Genomic DNA, 17985 nt, shown 5'->3' with positions numbered 1-17985 from the left:
AATGAAAGGAGTCATACTTATTAATACAGGTAGCCCTGATTCGTTTTCGCCAAACGATGTGGGGCACTACCTTTCCCAGTTTCTAATGGACGAAAGGATTATAGACCTACCAATAATCCAGCGAACGCTTCTCGTAAAAGGAATAATTATCCCATTCAGAAAGTATAAATCGTCCAAAGCCTACCAAACAATTTGGACCAACGAGGGATCGCCGCTAATCGTATACTCGCATAAGCTAGCCTGCAAGGTAGAACAGCATTTAAATATGCCCTGCGAAGTTGCTATGCGGTATGGTTCCCTAACCGTTGAGGCGGCCATTGATAGGCTGACAACCAAACAGGGGAACCTCTCAGAGATATTGCTTGTACCGCTTTTCCCACACTACGCGATGTCGTCGTACGAAAGTGCAATGGTACATGCCCAGAAGATACTTGAAGCAAAACAGCTAAAATACAGAACGCTACCACCCTTCTTTAAGGAGGATCGATACATCAACGCGCTTACCAACCTTTTCGAGAGAATTGATTTAAGCCAGTACGATTGGGTTCAGTTCTCGTACCACAGCATCCCGCTTAGGCATCTTCGCAAATCAATTGGGAAAGTGACAAATGAAAGGCGGCTGGATGTTGACTACGAGTTTCAAACAAAGGAAACCGCACGACTAGTAGCAGAGAAGATCGGAATGGCTACTCAATATGGAGTCTCCTACCAATCGGCTATTGGTAAAAGTTGGTTAGGACCATCAACCGACGACATCCTTAAGAAGCTTCCTTCGGAAGGAATCAAGAAGCTGCTTATTATTAGCCCTGCTTTTGTTGCCGACAATCTTGAAACAATAAAGGATATAGACGTTGAGGCGCGTGATATCTTCATGAAATCGGGTGGAGAAACCTTTAAGTACACCCCCTGCCTGAACGATCGCGACGACTGGGCGGCAGCGCTAGCCGAAATGTGTCGCGAATTATAAGCGTTTTCTAAACTTCCATCTCGGGCTTACCTTTTTTCAGTCAACCCATTGAGGAGTAAGATCGGAAATAGCCTATAAATGGATCATCCGTAGCTGTAGCATTCCACATTTTTGTAACTTCCCAAGAAAAAGCACATGCACGAACATACACATGCCCACAACCATGGGCACCACGACCATAGTCATTCTGGAAAAGGAATGAAAACAGCGTTTTTTCTTAACGGGGGATTTGCCATCATAGAGTTTATTGGTGGAATTTACACCAACTCAACGGCTATTCTTTCGGATGCCATACATGATATGGGGGATGCCGCAGCGATTGGTGCCTCCATCTACCTTGAAAAGGTTGCCAAAAAGGGGCGCGATAAAAAATATTCGTACGGGTACAAACGCTACTCCCCGCTTGCTGCCTTAATCAACACCATAATACTTCTTACCGGATCGACGGTGGTGCTTTACCAAGCCATCCCCCGGCTGCTTGCTCCAGAACCGCTAAACACCAACGGAATGCTTCTGCTTGCGGTTCTTGGAATCCTCTTTAACGGGGTTGCCGTATTTCGCCTAAAATCCGAATCGTCGACGCTATCAAAGCGCGCTATCATGCTTCACCTTATGGAGGATTTGCTAGGATGGGCTGCCGTGCTGGTTGGAAGCGTACTGATAAAGCTAACAGGCTGGACTATCATCGATCCTATAATGTCGCTGGGAATAACGATATACATCCTTTACAATGTTTTCAGAAATCTATCTTCCATTTTTAAAATATTCATGCAAACGGCTCCTGATGACGTTGACGCTGACGAGATAAAAGCACGGATCATGGAGCTAGAGCACGTGAAGGATGTGCATGACATTCACGTATGGTCGATGGATGGAAACTACCACATTGCAACCATACATGTTGTGGTTTCGCATCAGTTTACAGCGGCACAGCAGGTGATCCTAAAGCGCCAAATCGTAGAGATTACGGAGGCGCTAGAAGTTAACCACCTGACTACCGAGATTGAGTTCGAGAACGAGACCTGCGAAAAATGTGACTAGTGATTTTCCCAATTCAAGATCTCGTAGCTTGTTGGCTGCACAGCTTGGCTTAGCGAGGGCAGTATCCGTTCGAGCATAATACCTTCGAGCGGTTTTCCAGGATATCCGAAAGTTGCTCGGACTCCCAACGAAGCAAAGTTTACAGCCCTATCTAACGCTATAGGTAAGCTATCGCCTTGGAGTATTGAACCCACAATAACGCTTGCAAACGTATCTCCCGTACCTGGAAAAGCTGCGGGAAGATAGCTACAAGAGACCTTCCAGAAGCGTCCATCCTCGCTATTGTAGGCAATTACAGAGGTGTTAAGATTATCGGAGGTGGGAATACTGGTTATTGCAACAATTTTAGGTCCCATGTCGACCAAACGAAGCAGGTATTGGCGAATCTCCTCGTCCGATACGTTGGTACGGTAGGGCTCATTTAACAGCAAAAAAACTTCCGTAAGGTTTGGAGTAATGATGTCGGCCTTGCGAACAAGCATCTGCATTTCCGAAACCATTTCGGGGCTAATAGAGGTATAGCGCTTCCCATTATCCCCCATCACCGGATCGACCACCACGAGCATATTCTCGTCCCTAAAATCATCAATAAACCTTGCCACAATGTCTATTTGTGCCGCGGAACCTAGAAAGCCGCTATAAATGGCATCGAAGCGGAGCTTAAGGCGCTTCCAGTGGTCGATAATTGGCTGCATATTTGCCGTGAGATCGACAAACTCGAAGCCTTCGTACTGGCTATGGGTAGACAATATGGCTGTAGGCAGGGGACAAACCTGTACCCCCATCGAGGAAAGTATTGGTATTATAACTGTTAACGACACCCGCCCGAAGCCAGACATGTCGTGAACCGCAGCAACTCGCTTAACCGGATTTGAAAACATAATTTTTTGAAATTTTCTCCAAATATAATCAACTGTTTCTACCATTATAACTAGTTGAATAAAAACTAGATGATTAATTCCTATTAAAATTAATTTAATATCCTCTTAAAGATTTCTTTTCATGAAAAAAAATTTATAAATTGACTGCTGTTAAGAACCCCAATTCCCAAACTAAACAATAAGGGTTATGAGAACGATGACTTTTAACGAACTCAGAATGATCAAAGACAGCCTTCCTGAGGGAAGCATACATCGCATCGCCGAGTCTTTGAATGTTTCAGACGAAACTGTTCGTAATTACTTTGGCGGTGCTAACTACAACTTCGGACAAACTGTTGGTATTCATCTTGAAAAAGGGCCTAGCGGCGGTGTCGTTGAGCTAGACGATGAAACAATTCTCGACATGGCGCTGAATATTATTAACGAAAAATCGTAGTAAAAAGAAAAAGTTCTCATTATAGAAAAGAGGCTGTCTTAGAAGGCAGCCTCTTTTTTATATGGTTAGATCATTTCAATTCAACAACACCTCTTTTAATATTAAAGTTTCTCAGTATATCTAAAAAACGATATTTCAAAAGGGTTACCATTCTATCATTGCAGCTTATTTTACCATCATATCGAAAACACACCATAACACTGAATGGGATACAATGTCAGGATGAAAAGAGGGACACTACTACATCACTGACAATTAGGCTGCATCTCAAGAAAAAATGTAAACAAAAACCAGTTCTCGTTTCGATTATTACATTTTGTTTTTATATTCGCCCCCTAGTCTGGAAGATATCACGCTTCTACTATGGAAATACAAGAAGAAATACTGCTGTTAGGAATAGTCAACAAAGACCGCAAATCGTTTGAGAGTCTTTACAAGGAGTACTATGACTCCTTATTCTCTTTTGCGGAATCCTACGTATGCTGCCCAGGGCTTGCTGAAGACATTATTCAAGAAGTATTTATAAAATTATGGGAAAACCCTATTGGTAATATTACCAAATCTTTACGAGCCTACCTGTTTTTCATGGTAAAAAACCGCTGCGTCGACTATCTAAGGTCCGTAAAAGTAGAAGATAAAAAGCGGATGAAGCTGATGGAAGCTCAGCTGATCTCTGACTCCGTAGATATTGAGCTTGATGAACAAGCGATTTCTTTAATAAAGACCGCGATTGAGGAATTGCCAGATCAATGTCGCCAAGTGTATAAACTATCTGTTTTTGAAGGCTTAAGAAATCATGAAATAGCAGAAGAGTTAGGGATTTCAGAAAGTTCTGTCAAAGTTCAAATCTTTAGAGCCAAAAAGTACTTGCAGGTTGAACTTTTTCATCTTCGCAGCTATCTCATTTCCCTTATCATTCTCTTCTTTTTACTTTTTTGCTAGCTCACTAAATATCAAGCAACAATTTTCTACGGAACAACACACCATTCTTTGCGTCCAGAACATTGATAAGTCCCCCCCATAACTGCACTTATTAATAATTTTAACAACCACTTCCAACACACTAACCACTACAAGTTGCTTCTAAACAAACACCAACAACAGGCAAACATCCGTCAATCATTATTTTTTTTTGAAAATTTCCAACAAATTCTGTTAACCAACTTAATTATTCATCGTCTTAAGGAAAATTCCAACAAAAGGAACGACACAGGAACATTTTTATGAAAAGTATCGACTGGGAAATCATTTATAGAAAAATTCATGGAGGCCTTTCTGCTTCAGAAGAAGAGGATTTTCGGCAATGGCTGGATGCTTCTTCGCGCCATAAAGAATTTTATGACAAAGCAATTAGATACTACAAAAAAAGAGAGGCTGCAGACCTATCCATTGAGAGGAGTGTAAATCCAAGTGTAGAGCTTATGGAAAAGTTGGATAGAAGAAACAAGACAATTCGACTACACAAAACTTTGCAATACGCAGCCCTCATATTCATTCCTTTAGTTATTGGGAGTTTATTCATTTTCAAGCCAAAAACAGATATATCAATTACGAAAACTTCTAAAAAAACAGACAAAAAGTTAGATGGTGATAAGGTCGTTTTGATAACCTCATCGGGTAAAGCTTACGAACTTGAATCGGGAACAGAACTCCCAATTGAAGAAGAACGTGGGGTTAAAATACAAAAATACCTAAAGTCGGGATTAAAGTACGAAAAACAACCAACATCCAACAATAAAACACCAGTGTACAATACGTTGAAAACGGCTAAGAGCGGAGACTTTCAAGTTGAACTTGCGGACGGAACCATTGTGTATCTAAACTGTAACTCTGAGTTAAGGTACCCTGTTGCATTTGGAGCTGGAGACAGAAAAGTACAGCTTAAAGGAGAAGCCTACTTTGACGTAAGAAAAAATGGACAACCATTTATTGTTGACGTAGACAAGATGGCTGTAGAAGTTATGGGAACTCGCTTTAACGTAATGGCATATGGTGATGAATCCGCAATAAAAACGACCCTTGTAAGTGGTAAGGTTAAGGTAAAAGTTAAGGATGGAAATTCATTCACAAAGGAACTTTTACTATCGCCTGGGCAGCAAGCCAGTTTGGCAAAAAGTAACGGAATTCTTGATAAAAAAGAAGTTGACACAGAGCTGTACACAAGCTGGATCAACGGGTATTTTAGATTTGAAGATCAACGAATGGAAGACATGATGCGAACCATATCTCGGTGGTATGGCGTTGAAGTTTACTACCAAGAGCCTGATTTAAAAAATCGACGACTAACAGGAAAGCTCTACCGCTTTGAGAATTTTTCGGTAATTACCAACTTGCTAGAAAAGATATCAGGGGTTGAAATTGTAAAAAGAAATAATACCATCACCATAAAAGAAAAAGGGTGATCAAAAAAAATCGGAAAATGCGCCAACATTTCCCGATTAGAGTTTGAAATGAATACCAACTGGTATTCGAAGTCTAATTACTAAAACAAATGTATGAAAAAAATCTTTTTTCAGAACACATTCATCTTTTATATTAGGTGGATGAGGAAAATGTGTTCTGTTGGAATTGTAACTCTCATGCTGATACTGGCTGGATTACAAGCTTCAGCCGCATCCTTGCTGCAGAGTAGAATTAACGTAACGTTAAAAAACGCACGTATTGAGGAGTTAATTAAAGCCATTGAATCGCAAACCGATTTAGGATTTCTATTTAACGCTTCTGAACTGAAGAATGTGAAACCGATTACAATTAACGCCAAAAATGAAACGGTAGAAAACATTCTGAGTAAAGCCTTAGACAATACGGGATTAGAATTTGAAATTGAGAACAAAACTATCCTTATTAAGGCATCGCACAAGCCAACCTCAACACAACAAGAAAAGCGAACCATTACAGGAACCGTGTTCGATGAAGGAAAAAAAACCTTACCGGGAGTAACCATCATCCAGAAAGGAATGTCTACCAATGGAACTTCAACCAATATGGATGGAAAGTTTTCGATGAGAATTCCGGCAAACGGGAAAGTCACCTTAGTTTTTTCTTTCATAGGGATGAACAACCAAGAGGTAGTCGTTACTGACCAGCAAAACCTGAATGTTGTCATGACTAGCGCAGCCGCGCAAATTGACGAGGTAGTAGTTACTGGCTACCAAAAGGTAAGCCGTAAGCTATTTACAGGATCGGCAACTTTACTAAAAAGCGAGGATGCTAAAACTGCAGGGGAGTCTGATGTTAGCCGCATGCTGGAAGGGAAAGTTGCGGGTGTATCGGTTCAAAACGTATCGAGCACATTTGGTGCTGCACCAAAAATTCGCGTCCGTGGATCTTCGTCAATTTACGGAGATACAAAACCACTATGGGTTGTTGATGGTGTAGTACTTGAGGATGTTGTAGATGTTACCCCAGACCAACTTTCTTCGGGAGATGCGGCAACCCTTATATCCTCGTCGGTTGCGGGCTTAAATGCAGACGACATCGATAACTTCCAGATTCTAAAAGACGCATCGGCCACAGCATTGTATGGAGCAAGAGCGATGAATGGTGTTATCGTAGTTACTACTAAAAAAGGACGTGTTGGTAAAAATTACATCAACATAACCTCCGAATTCACGGTAAAAAGGAAGCCATCCTATGCAAACTATGACATCATGAACTCGCAGGAGCAGATGGAAATGTTCTTGGAAATGCAGGATAAAGGCTGGCTAAACCATGCAGATATGATGCGCTCTAAAGATGGCGGCGTATTCTTCAAAATGTACTCATTAATAGACTCGTACGCAAACGGTAAATTTGGGTTAGAAAATACACCTGAAGCGAGAGCCAACTTTCTGCGCCGATACGAACGGGTGAACACCAACTGGTTTGATATACTGTTCAGGAATTCGCTACAGCAAAACCACTCCGTATCTTTTTCGGGTGGATCTGAAGCCTCCAAATTCTATGTATCATCATCGTGGTTGAACGATCAAGGGTGGACTATTGCCGATAAGGTAGACCGCTATACCATTAATATGCGTGGTGACTTTGATGTAACAAAAAAACTTTCGATAGGACTGCAAACTAAAGGATCGTTCCGTCAGCAGACAACACCAGGCACCTTTAACCGCTCTAACGACGTAGTAAATGGCAACTACTCGCGAGAGTTCGATATCAACCCTTTCTCGTATGCTCTGAATACTAGTAGAACCATATCGCCCTACGACGAGAATGGCAATCTCGAGTATGTTCGTATGAACTACGCCCCCTTTAACATACTAAACGAGTATAAGAATAACTATATCAACCTAGAGGTGCTTGACCTTAACATCCAGAGTGACTTGGAGTACAAGTTTAGCAAAAGCCTTGTGTACAACTTTACAGGATCGATGAGAGCTGTTAAGTCTGACAATGCGCACTTTATAAAGGAAGGCTCGAATGTTGTGGGTGCTTACAATGCAGGTATTGACGATCCTGTGATTTCTGAGGCAAACAAGTATTTATGGAGAGATGTAACCGACCCCAACTCAAGAAAAGTTTCGGTACTTCCTAACGGAGGGTTTTACAACAAGGAAACCAACTCGATGGTAAACTTCTACTTCCGAAATATGCTAAACTTTAACAAGGTATTCAAAGAAATACACTCTGTTAGTGTAATGCTCGGACAAGAACTGAAATATGTAGATAGAACCGCCGATTTCTCTAACGGATATGGATTCATGTATAGCAAAGGAGGTGTCGCATTTACCAATCCTAACATTATTAAGCAAAATAATGAGTCGGGTAATGCCTACTTTGGGATGCAAGAGTATCGCGATCGTTTCGTAGCGGCTTTTATCAACGGAGCCTACTCATATAAAAGCAAGTACACATTCAATGGAACAGCTCGTGTTGATGGATCAAACCAACTTGGACAGTCGCGTAGCGCACGTTACCTTCCAACATGGAACCTTTCAGGTAAATGGAATGCAAAAGAAGAGAATTTCTTGAGCAATATCGATTGGCTTTCGAACCTATCGTTTAGAGGAACCTACGGATTAACAGCATCGATGGGACCAGCAAAAAACTCCTCTGTCATTTTCCGCAATACGCTTACCACCACTCCATACGAATCGGAAAGACAGAATGCCATGTATATTGAGGCATTAGAAAACTCGAAGCTTACATGGGAAAAGCAGTATGAAGCCAACTTTGGTTTTGACCTTGGCCTATACAACCGAGTTTCCTTAAGCGTGGATGCCTACAGTCGAAAAGGTTTCGACCTGATAGCCTACGTAAGAACCTCTGGAATTGGTGGCGAAGGATGGAAACTGGCGAACTACGCAGACATGAAATCGAAAGGTATCGAGTTTAGCTTAGGTGTTAAGGCTATATCTACTAAAGATCTCAACTGGAATAGCAACCTTACCTTCTCGTACAACACCAATGAGCTAACCAACTTAAAGAATAGCCCAATGATATTCGATTTAGTAAAAGCAGAAGGAGGAGCAAAAGAGGGAGGTGCTGTTCGCGGGCTATACTCTATTCCGTTTGCTGGGTTAGACGAACTCGGTTTACCTCAATTCTATGACAAGAATGGCAAGATCACCAAAGATGTATACTTTCAAGACGACGCTATAAGCCATTTGAAGTATGAAGGAACTATCGATCCTAAAATAACAGGAGGATGGTCCAATGCAATTAGCTACGGAAGTTGGACTGCGAACATATTCTGCAGCTACCAGTTTGGCAATGTAATACGCCTGTACCCTACCTTCCACTCTACCTACAGCGACATGGATGCCGTATCGAAGGATATGCTAAATCGCTGGATGGTTCCTGGAGATGAGAAAAAAACAAACATCCCTGTTATTGCCAGCAAAGCAACCCGAGAGCAATACGGATATCAGCTAGAATCTGTGTATAACGCTTACAACTACTCCGACCAACGAGTTGCTAAAGGTGATTTCATTAGATTAAAGGAGGTATCAATTGAATATAAGCTACCTAAGAGTCTGCTTTCGAAGTTAGGTATTGCCAACGCATCGATTAAAGCGCAGGGTACAAATATGTTCCTTCTATACTCCGATAAAAAGCTCAATGGTCAAGATCCTGAATTCTTCGGAACAGGAGGAGTTGCTTTACCAGTACCCAAACAATACACGTTCTCGCTAAAACTAGGCTTCTAAAACAGACTAAGATGAATAAGAAAATACTATATATCTTATCGATTGTTGCCACACTCGGATTTGTGTCGTGCGACGATTATCTAGATACCACACCCGATAACAGAACCGTACTAGACTCTGAAGTTAAAGTAAAAGAACTTCTAACAAGCGCATACCCCGAAGGTGCTTATGGCCTATTCACCTACGCAATGTCTGACGATGCTGATGACAAAGGGTTTAGTGAAAACAGCCTTATTAGCAACGAGCAAGGCTACTTCTGGAAAGATTTCACCGACGTGGGGCAAGACTCTCCTGCATTTTACTGGGATGCCTGCTACAAGGCTATATCGCACGCCAACACTGCGCTTGAGTTTATGGAGAAGCAAAAAGTTGGAGGTGTTGTTCCTGAGAAATATCAACCCTACTATGGCGAAGCATTGGTTATTCGAGCTTACTGCCATTTTATGCTGGTAAACATTTGGGGCAAGCACTACAACCCAACAACATCGGGAGCTGATTTGGGAATACCCTACGTTACCGAAGTTGAAAAGGATGTATTTAAAAAGTACAAGCGCGAAACTGTGGCCAAGAACTACGAACAAATCGAAAAAGATTTAGTAGAAGGGCTAAAGTACATCCAAGATGGAGCATACGACGTGGCAAAATACCACTTTAATAGGGCTGCAGCTTACACATTTGCCTCCAGATACTACCTCTACAAGGGTAATGATTGGCAAAAGGTAGTAGACTATTCGACCATGGCACTAGGTACTAACCCTGCAGTAAAGCTTCGTGATCTTTCGGGTAGATACAGAAGCTTAGGATTGAATGAGCAGCTTGCCGAATATAGCAAAGCAACTGATCCTGCCAACTTTTTATTAACCAGCAATGTTAGCTACTGGTTCTACTACTTTCAAGCAAAGGTTAGGTATGCCTACACTCCGGTTATTGAGAATAAAATTTTAAACAACATTTTTGTCAAGCAAGGGGGCAACACTTGGTGCCAAAACACAGCCAGCTTCAGCGAAATCGACAAGTTCGTTTTTAAGTGGGGATACTTCTTTAAGAGGTTTGATGCCAACTCCGATAACGGCTACTTCTGCACAATGACACCGGTTATTGAAGCCGAAGAGGCGCTCTTTAACCGCATGGAAGCAAATGCTATGCTTGGTAACTATCCTGCGGTTGAGTCTGACCTAGATATGTTCTTCAGCAAACGAATGACCAACTATACCGATGCCAATAAGGTTTCGGAAAGTAAAATCACTGCAGCCTACGAAAACAACTCTAAATCGGACTCGCCACTAAAACCTTGGTACGATGTAGAAGCTAAAAAGCGCACCTACCTAAACTGTATCATCGATACTCGTAGACGTGAGTTTTACTACGAAGGGTTACGCTGGTTTGACATCCGTCGCTTCAACCTTAAGGTTATTCATAATGTAAAGGACGGAGCACCTGTTACCCTTTTGGAGAATGATGCCAGAAAGACATTGCAAATACCTGTTGCAGCACAACAGAATGGGCTAACGCCAAATGCACGCTAATTTTTGCAATCCAATAAATTGAAAAGCAAATGAAAAGAATATATTTTTTAATACTCATCGCGGCGGTACTTACCAGCCTTTACTCTTGCGAAAAAGAGGATAAGCTACGCGATGAGTCGGTAGTAACCATTCAGAAGGTCTACCAAAATGATTTGGACAAGTGGATTTACGAGAATCTGACCAAGCCATACAACGTTGAAATTAAGTATAAGTGGGATGCCAACGAGATCACCAACAAATTTCGGGTGACACCTCCTTCCATGGAAAAAACAAAGGAATTTTTGGAGGCATATCTGAATCTATGGATCAAACCTTACGAGGAGGAATCGAAGGCTGGCGGCAACCCCGACTTCCTTTACAAGTATATGCCTAAGCTAATTGTTTTGGTAGGAACACCAGCCTATAATGAGGATGGAACTGCGACCATGGGACTTGCCGAAGGGGGACGTAAAGTAACCATCTTTGATATTGACAATTTTGGTTTTGCTGATATTAAACCTACCGATACGCCAGATAAAGTTTTACAAAAAAAGAGGAATGTACTGTATAGAGCATTCCATGTGTTACACCACGAGTTTGCCCATATTATGCATCAAACCAAGTTTTACCCCGACGAGTTTAAAGAAATTAGCAAAGTAGACTACACTGCACGTTGGATGGATTTAAATGATGCAGAAGCTCAAACCAAGGGATGTATCACCCCATACTCCCTATCGAACGAAAATGAGGATTTTGTGGAGATTGTTGCAGGAATGATAGATCGATCGAGATATAGCAATGTGCCATACACTACAGAATGGCCTCTGAAAGATGCTAAAGGAGAGTTTACCAACAAAATGGGGAACATCACTGGCTCAGAATGGGAGCATTTCCTTTACTCGTATATGCTAGACTACAAGTTCGATGAAAAATGGAACATGGTTTACTTCAGAGCTCCAGAGGCTACAGTTGGCTACCACAAATTTCTCCACAAGGTTGACATTGTAACCTCGTACTACAAGGAAAAGTGGGGTGTTGATTTATACAGCTTACAAAAGCGTATAGACAAAGCAATAACTAGCTTTGTAAAATAAGTTGACTTAGGAATGCCCGTAATAAAGTAAAGGCCTAGCCAGCTGCTAGGTTGCAATTGCTAAAGATGCATAAACCTTGCATTACGGGCATTTCATTGGATAATCAAATAAAAACAAAAGAGATGAAAAAATTACTATATGCTCTTATGCTGATGGTTGCCATTACCTCGTGTAAGAACGACTTTGAAGATAGCTTTGGGAGCACACCTACAGAGCGAAAATCTGAAGCCATCTCGAATTTGACCAAACTTTTGGCAAGCTCGGAGAATGGATGGAAGACAACCCTTATATATAATGATCAAGTAGCTGGTGCTGGTGACTTTTTTGTGATGAAATTTGCCCCAGCCGAGGGAACCTCGACAGGACATGTAACCATTGCCAATGGATTTAACAGCAAAACATCAGAATTTAGCGTATACCATGCAACAGGAGTTGTACTAAACTTTACCTCGTACAACGAAGTGTTTCACTGGCTATCAAAACCATATGAATTTCAAGGGCTCGGCACTGGGTTTGGTGCAAACGTTGAGTATATTTTTATGAAGGAGGAGAACGGAAAACTTTACTTTAAAGGTAAGGTTAATGGTTCTGAGATGGTTTTGGAAAAGGCTAGCGCTAAAGATTGGGACATGGCCGACATAAAAAATAACTTTGTAAACCTAAAGGCCACCATGGAGATGAATTTCTCTGGTATATGGGTAACAAAAGGGCTAGGCGCAACCAGCGAAAAGCCATTCTTTGCCAAGTTTGAAACGGTCTATATCACTGGAGACTTGAGCGTGCTTCCGGAGAAAAAGGGACAGTTCTACAGGCTATCCTACGACAAGAATGGCAAAGGCTTTCAAAGTAAACAGTCGTCCTTTGTTTTTACACATAACGAGATTCTTTTGTCTGACCCTGTAGTTGTTGGAACTGATACTTTAAACCGATTTGTATATAACAAAGATCGTAACCGATGGGAAGCGGCAAATCAAGGCATTGATGGATATATTATTGGTTCTAATCTTCCTCTATTCCCATCACCTGGTGCTTTTGAATTCTTTGTAAAAGCAATGGAGGGCCGTTGGTATGGATGGACTTTTTACACGGGAGATGACGAAAGCGGTAAAATAGGTAGCTACCTAGACGAACTTGGAAATAATGTAAAAGATCTAAAGTACTGCCAGCTAAATATGCATACAAAGATTAAGGGTGAAGACGTTGGTTGTGGGTTTGCAATTATAGGTGATTCCCCCTCAGATGGATCTCCTACCCGTTACTGTTTTATACCTACAAAATTAGAAAAGCAGGGGATCAGTGAAATGAAATTTGTTCGAAATGGAGATGTTATTTCCAATATTCCAAATATAAACGAGATTCTTACCACCAATCCTTATGCGCTAAAGTTTTTGAATGCGCTCTTTACGACAAAAGGATGGAGCATACATATGATATCATATAGCAGTAACTCTGCCGCTCTCTCCTTCTACAATATTGAAGATCCCTCGGTCAAAATGAGAAAGTACTTTTCGTACTAGTCGTTTCATTAGGTCAGTTTAGTAGTTTGAATTTGACGCCCCCCTGTGTGAGCAGGGGGGCTTATATATTTTATTTAATCAGATTATGACAAGCTTTTTACAAAGAAATACTGTACGAAGCAGATCGCAGCAAAGGCCAACAGAATTGCTAACTGAAATAGTGCAACTAGAACAACAAATGAAGATTAAGTATACCCTTAAGCCTCACCTGCAAACAGGATACTTAAAGAATTAGTCGCAAGAGATGGAGGTAAAAGCCTCCCTTGTGCCCTGCTGGATAAGCAGCTGCTCGGACTTTTGGATGGCTTCGCTTCTGCTGCTGGCAAGTATAACGCCCAACTCAATGCGCTGATCGTCTATCAGACCAAAGCACTTAAAGGTCATCTGTACTGGCGAACTGGAAAGGCGCTTCTCCTCCACCCTCTTTTGGTAGCGCTGCAGGGCCTCTTCGAATTGTATGCTAGACTCTTCGTTCTTCATGCTTAACTTGCGTCTTTGCTCTAAGTTATACGTTAATTTTAACGGGAAAGCTATATATGGTAAGCTTTTATATCGTTATACCATGCAAGTATAGCATAATTTGCCGCATGCTAAAAATCGTCGCGCGCATTTATCTGAAGTTTATGCCGTAAGCTGCCAACGGATAGCACCACCCATGCAGCTTAAATTTGAGTTGCTGCCTTTTTACAATAAGATCCTCAAAAAATACATTTCTCTCCCCCTATCATAAAGTAGCTTTGAAAACGGCAAAAAGGCCATGTGCTGGCAATGTTTGCCCGTGCTGAAGAGATGTGGCTTGCCATGCTATGCCCAAAGGGCGAGGCTATGTGCCCAGCTCATCAGCTTATATTTTTTGAATGTTGGCGTGTGGAAAAATTACAAAACTTAAATAATAGTAGAATTTATGGCTTATTCCTTTTTACGGGTATCGCGTATGCTGCTGGTAATACTTCTGCTGGCAACGATAGGCCTTAGGAGCGGACAAGTTGGTGGTATTCCCATTTTCGATGATGGAGATTCAACGAAAAAGGCAGCAGAGTTCGCCCTTACCGATGTAAAAGCGCTATTCCCATCGGCCAGTACGTATAAGCGTACGGATACAGATGAGATAAAGGTGTTTAATGGGCAGATAGAGCTGGGGACTATCATTAGCAGCAGCCCGCTGGCCGACTCGATAGCTGGTTATGCCTCGTCGGTTCCGGTGCTGATTGGGGTAAATATGTCCAATAAGATAGTGGGAGTTCGTTTACTGAAGAACTACGAGTCGGCTGATTTTGTTGCCAAAATTTATCGAAGCAGATTTTTAGAGAGTTGGACAGGTAAAAGCGTGCATGATGGAGCTGCTCTAAAAACAGATGGCGTTTCCGGAGCAACAGTAACCTCGCAAGCGCTTATCAGCACAATCCGATTTAGCCTTTCGAGGCAAAGCAGCAAGGAATTAGATGCCGAACAAGGGCTAACGCTTGCCCAGCTACTACGCCTAGCCGCTGCTTTTACGCTGCTTGCAGCCTCGATTGCGCAGCTTATTTATCCTGCGAAGCTAAAACGATTCCGAATTCCGCTGCAGATTGCCACGATAGCCGTTGTTGGCTTTTGGATTGGCGATAGCCTTTCGATGCAGCTGCTTTACAGCTGGCTAATTTATGGAGTAACGCTTTCCCAAAAGCTATTCTTGGTAGCAGCTGTGCTGGCAGCCATTGCTATTCCACTGCTTACCAACAAAGCCTTCTACTGCACCTACCTATGTCCATACGGAGCAGCCCAAGAGCTGGCCGGAAAGCTGAGCAAACGAAAGATCAGGATAACGCCACGCGTGATGCAGTACTTGATGCACCTGCGCGAATGGCTATTTGGGGTGCTGCTGTTTTTACTGCTGCTGGGCGTATCGCTTGATATTACGTACGTAGAGCCATTTTCGGCGTTTGCCTATAAGAGTGCCGGATGGCCGATACTGACGCTGGCCATCCTATTTGTGATGCTTTCGATATTTATACCAAGAGCCTGGTGCAGATTCTTTTGTCCGACCGGACAACTCTTGGAATTTATTAGAAGGCTGCTTATTGTTAAACCCTCATCATCAAAATAAAGGTTATGAAAGGATCATTTTATGCTATTCTACTACTGGCTGCAGCCCTAGCAGTAACCACCTTCGAGCTGGTTAAGCTGCAGCACACGTCGAAGCAGCAACCAGCCTCCGTAGATAAACGAGCGGCGGTGCTGGAGAATCTTCACTCGCGGAAGAGCGTCCGTAAGTTTACATCACAGGCCGTTTCTGACAGCGATCTGGTTACGCTCGTAAAGGCAGGAATGGCCGCACCATCGGGGCATGATGCGCGCCCGTGGCAGTTCATCATTATCAAAAATAAGGAGACCATGAAGAGGCTGCGATCGAAGCTTGAGTGGGCAAGAGGCTTGGATGGATCGACGGCAGCAATTGTGGTTTGTGGTGATATGTCGATGGTTAAGCCGATTAACAAGGAATTTTGGATTACAGATGCATCGGCAGCCACTGAGAACATACTTTTAGCCATTGAGGCAATGGGACTTGGTGGCGTATGGAGCACCCTTTACCCCGGAGAGGATAGAATGCAGCATGCCCGTGAGGTACTTGGTTTGCCAGCACACGTTATGCCGCTTTGCGTTATCCCCATTGGATATCCAACAGGGGTAGAAAAAGCAAAGAATAAGTACAATCCGGCCCAACTTCACTGGGAAAAATGGGAAAGTAGCAAAAAAGAGAGCTAACTTGAAGCCATATTTTCTCAGCGTCGTGGTAGAGATACCCACAATGAGGATCAAAAAAGGAAAACATATATCACAAAAATATAACCAGTGGGCATAGATTCTAGAAGAGCCCATGCAGACTAAAAACAAGATGACAATGAAAAGAATTGCTGTTATTGCACAAATTACCGCCAAAGAGGGAAAATCGGAAGAGCTGATAATGCTACTTAAAGAGCTTGTACGAGAAACACGCCAAGAGGCAGGATGCCTACAATATGAGCTACTACAGAGTATAGATAACTGCGAGTGCTTTACGATGAGCGAGGAGTGGGCTGATGAATCGACGCTGGAACTCCATACAAAAAGCCTCCATTTTAAGGCATTTGAAGCAAGCGCTGCCGAGCTGTTAACGCAGCTGAGCGTGGAGAAAATGAAAAAAGTAATCGTATAGCGCGAATATTTTTGAAGAACATCTTTCTCGGGGGCAACAGCACGATGGTTGTCCCCAAGCTACCCTGTGGTGATGGAGTTCCTTACAACGGTGTTTGCGCAAAAAAAGTACGTCTTTACCTCATGCTGACAATGTAAAGACGTACAGGTAACTTAAACAAGTCGAGTATTTAAAGAAGCATTTTCTAGGCAAGAGTTTGACTTTGAGTAAGAGCTACCTCAAAAACGGTTGTTTCGCCGTTGGTAATTACAATTGTTTGCTTAATGGTTACATACCCGGGTTTTTCGATTATGACGATGTAGGTACCTTCGGGCATGTGCTTTACCTTAAAGATTCCCTTCGTTGCGCTCTTTTTTACCAGCGGTTTTGATGCCTTTGCTAGAGGATTACCATCTTCGCCACATGGAACGAAGGTAATTTTTGCACCTTTTAGGGCTTCGCCACTAGCTGCGCAGGTAATGCGACCAGTAAGCGATAAGGTGCTGTAGCTATATATCACCTTACGGTTATCGTGGTACGAATTGTAGAATTCGGGCTTTGTTAGCCTAACTATTTCGACCATTCGGTCGATCATTTCGAGGATGCTGTCGTTTTCGGCAAATAAGGTGGCAAGCTGGCTGGTAATTGCCTTAGAGGTGATTTGCTTTTCGCGATAAGATGGGATGATCTCCATAAACTGATCGGTTAGCTCCTTTAGGGAGTCCAGATCGGCTGTGCTTATGTTGTAAGCATCGAGGTTAGCGATATGTTCGGTAGCCTTTTTGTGAATAAAGCGCGAGGTGTTAATTAGCTTAGGGCCACTCTGACGGTTTATCGTCGTGATTCCCATGTGAATTTCGCGAGTAAGTACGCTATCGCCGGTAAGAGTAGCGTAGGAATAGAGCTTATTGGCAATGTCGTAGCCAGCAGTTACCAGCTGATTACGCAGCGACTTCCTACTAACACCTCCCTTGGCAACTTCGTGCTGCTGCTCGCCGTATATGCTTTGTATCTTCCCGTTATTATTTAGAAGTTTGGGAAAGTAAATCTTAAAATTGGGTAGCGGATCGGTAATTTCGTTATTCCGATTTAAGAATTTGGCCATTCCGATGTACATCACAAATTTTCGAATCTGCTTTGTTGTCATAACGGTAAGATTTTATTTGTTATAGAAAAAACAACAAGCAGTTTGAAAAGGTTTAATTTGGAAGCTATTTTTTTTTATGTCTCCATCTATTTTTTTT

General features: G+C 42.3%; 15 protein-coding genes. 12 read left to right on the top strand and 3 right to left on the bottom strand.

What is annotated here, in order from left to right:
* The first annotated feature begins 1 nt into the window (after position 1).
* Positions 2-967: a ferrochelatase gene (gene hemH / locus L990_RS13025; protein ID WP_047450107.1), complete on the top strand. Its 966-nt coding sequence runs from the start codon at positions 2-4 to the stop codon at positions 965-967.
* Between the two features lie 198 nt (positions 968-1165).
* Entirely contained in the window at positions 1166-2008 is an 843-nt protein-coding gene (locus L990_RS13020; protein WP_197057290.1) for a cation diffusion facilitator family transporter, read from the top strand.
* Here L990_RS13020 and L990_RS13015 read toward each other — a convergent pair.
* Positions 2005-2889, bottom strand: coding sequence for a pyridoxamine kinase (locus L990_RS13015; protein WP_047450216.1), 885 nt, complete (start codon positions 2887-2889; stop codon positions 2005-2007). The two genes, L990_RS13020 and L990_RS13015, sit on opposite strands and share 4 nt — an antisense overlap.
* 187 nt (positions 2890-3076) lie before the next feature.
* Here L990_RS13015 and L990_RS13010 point away from each other — a divergent pair, with 187 nt between their 5' ends.
* The 7 genes from L990_RS13010 (at position 3077) to L990_RS12980 (ending at position 13587) form a co-directional block, all read left to right on the top strand.
* Complete coding sequence (locus tag L990_RS13010) at positions 3077-3325, top strand: DNA-binding protein (protein ID WP_047450100.1); 249 nt, start codon at positions 3077-3079, stop codon at positions 3323-3325.
* 363 nt (positions 3326-3688) lie between these two features.
* Positions 3689-4267 carry an RNA polymerase sigma factor gene (locus tag L990_RS13005; RefSeq protein ID WP_047450098.1) on the top strand — a complete coding sequence of 193 codons (579 nt, stop codon included), beginning with the start codon at positions 3689-3691 and terminating at the stop codon, positions 4265-4267.
* Between the two features lie 281 nt (positions 4268-4548).
* Positions 4549-5727, top strand: coding sequence for a FecR family protein (locus L990_RS13000; RefSeq protein WP_047450096.1), 1179 nt, complete (start codon positions 4549-4551; stop codon positions 5725-5727).
* Between the two features lie 93 nt (positions 5728-5820).
* Positions 5821-9471 carry a SusC/RagA family TonB-linked outer membrane protein gene (locus tag L990_RS12995; protein WP_231562280.1) on the top strand — a complete coding sequence of 1217 codons (3651 nt, stop codon included), beginning with the start codon at positions 5821-5823 and terminating at the stop codon, positions 9469-9471.
* An 11-nt stretch (positions 9472-9482) separates the two neighbouring features.
* On the top strand, positions 9483-10997 hold the full coding sequence (locus L990_RS12990) for a RagB/SusD family nutrient uptake outer membrane protein (protein WP_047450090.1): 1515 nt from the start codon (positions 9483-9485) through the stop codon (positions 10995-10997).
* Positions 10998-11026: 29 nt separating this feature from the next.
* The gene (locus tag L990_RS19345) at positions 11027-12070 is read left to right on the top strand and encodes a substrate import-associated zinc metallohydrolase lipoprotein (protein WP_052181000.1); all 1044 of its coding nucleotides are present in this window, start codon (positions 11027-11029) and stop codon (positions 12068-12070) included.
* Between the two features lie 122 nt (positions 12071-12192).
* Positions 12193-13587, top strand: a complete 1395-nt coding sequence (locus tag L990_RS12980) for a DUF4302 domain-containing protein (RefSeq protein WP_197057289.1) — start codon at positions 12193-12195, stop codon at positions 13585-13587.
* A 231-nt stretch (positions 13588-13818) separates the two neighbouring features.
* On the opposite strand, the gene L990_RS12975 is transcribed toward L990_RS12980, so the two are convergent.
* Positions 13819-14067, bottom strand: coding sequence for a hypothetical protein (locus L990_RS12975; RefSeq protein WP_047450086.1), 249 nt, complete (start codon positions 14065-14067; stop codon positions 13819-13821).
* Between the two features lie 424 nt (positions 14068-14491).
* On the opposite strand from L990_RS12975, the gene L990_RS12970 reads away from it, so the two are divergent.
* From L990_RS12970 to L990_RS12960, 3 genes are all read left to right on the top strand, one after another.
* Positions 14492-15673 (top strand): 4Fe-4S binding protein, encoded by a 1182-nt coding sequence (locus L990_RS12970; protein ID WP_081981709.1) that lies wholly within the window; start codon positions 14492-14494, stop codon positions 15671-15673.
* A 5-nt stretch (positions 15674-15678) separates the two neighbouring features.
* Positions 15679-16332, top strand: coding sequence for a nitroreductase family protein (locus tag L990_RS12965; RefSeq protein WP_052180999.1), 654 nt, complete (start codon positions 15679-15681; stop codon positions 16330-16332).
* Positions 16333-16468: 136 nt separating this feature from the next.
* Positions 16469-16762, top strand: coding sequence for a putative quinol monooxygenase (locus tag L990_RS12960; RefSeq protein WP_047450210.1), 294 nt, complete (start codon positions 16469-16471; stop codon positions 16760-16762).
* A 184-nt stretch (positions 16763-16946) separates the two neighbouring features.
* Here the strand turns inward: L990_RS12960 and L990_RS12955 are convergent, their stop codons facing one another.
* On the bottom strand, positions 16947-17888 hold the full coding sequence (locus L990_RS12955; RefSeq protein ID WP_047450079.1) for a carboxypeptidase-like regulatory domain-containing protein: 942 nt from the start codon (positions 17886-17888) through the stop codon (positions 16947-16949).
* Between the last annotated feature and the right edge of the window lie 97 nt (positions 17889-17985).

It is taken from the genome of Alistipes sp. ZOR0009, assembly GCF_000798815.1.
Lineage (GTDB): Bacteria > Bacteroidota > Bacteroidia > Bacteroidales > ZOR0009 > Acetobacteroides.
Note: the sequence above shows the minus strand (reverse complement) of the source record. Positions and strands in the feature narration are given on the sequence as shown.

Coding starts and splice junctions, on each gene's coding strand:
- hemH (WP_047450107.1), top strand. CDS start 2: ATGAAAGGAGTCATACTTATTAATACAGGTAGCCCTGATTCGTTTTCG.
- L990_RS12960 (WP_047450210.1), top strand. CDS start 16,469: ATGAAAAGAATTGCTGTTATTGCACAAATTACCGCCAAAGAGGGAAAA.
- L990_RS12965 (WP_052180999.1), top strand. CDS start 15,679: ATGAAAGGATCATTTTATGCTATTCTACTACTGGCTGCAGCCCTAGCA.
- L990_RS13005 (WP_047450098.1), top strand. CDS start 3,689: ATGGAAATACAAGAAGAAATACTGCTGTTAGGAATAGTCAACAAAGAC.
- L990_RS13010 (WP_047450100.1), top strand. CDS start 3,077: ATGAGAACGATGACTTTTAACGAACTCAGAATGATCAAAGACAGCCTT.
- L990_RS19345 (WP_052181000.1), top strand. CDS start 11,027: ATGAAAAGAATATATTTTTTAATACTCATCGCGGCGGTACTTACCAGC.
- L990_RS12975 (WP_047450086.1), bottom strand. CDS start 14,067: ATGAAGAACGAAGAGTCTAGCATACAATTCGAAGAGGCCCTGCAGCGC.
- L990_RS13015 (WP_047450216.1), bottom strand. CDS start 2,889: ATGTTTTCAAATCCGGTTAAGCGAGTTGCTGCGGTTCACGACATGTCT.
- L990_RS13000 (WP_047450096.1), top strand. CDS start 4,549: ATGAAAAGTATCGACTGGGAAATCATTTATAGAAAAATTCATGGAGGC.
- L990_RS12990 (WP_047450090.1), top strand. CDS start 9,483: ATGAATAAGAAAATACTATATATCTTATCGATTGTTGCCACACTCGGA.
- L990_RS13020 (WP_197057290.1), top strand. CDS start 1,166: ATGAAAACAGCGTTTTTTCTTAACGGGGGATTTGCCATCATAGAGTTT.
- L990_RS12995 (WP_231562280.1), top strand. CDS start 5,821: ATGAAAAAAATCTTTTTTCAGAACACATTCATCTTTTATATTAGGTGG.
- L990_RS12970 (WP_081981709.1), top strand. CDS start 14,492: ATGGCTTATTCCTTTTTACGGGTATCGCGTATGCTGCTGGTAATACTT.
- L990_RS12955 (WP_047450079.1), bottom strand. CDS start 17,888: ATGACAACAAAGCAGATTCGAAAATTTGTGATGTACATCGGAATGGCC.
- L990_RS12980 (WP_197057289.1), top strand. CDS start 12,193: ATGAAAAAATTACTATATGCTCTTATGCTGATGGTTGCCATTACCTCG.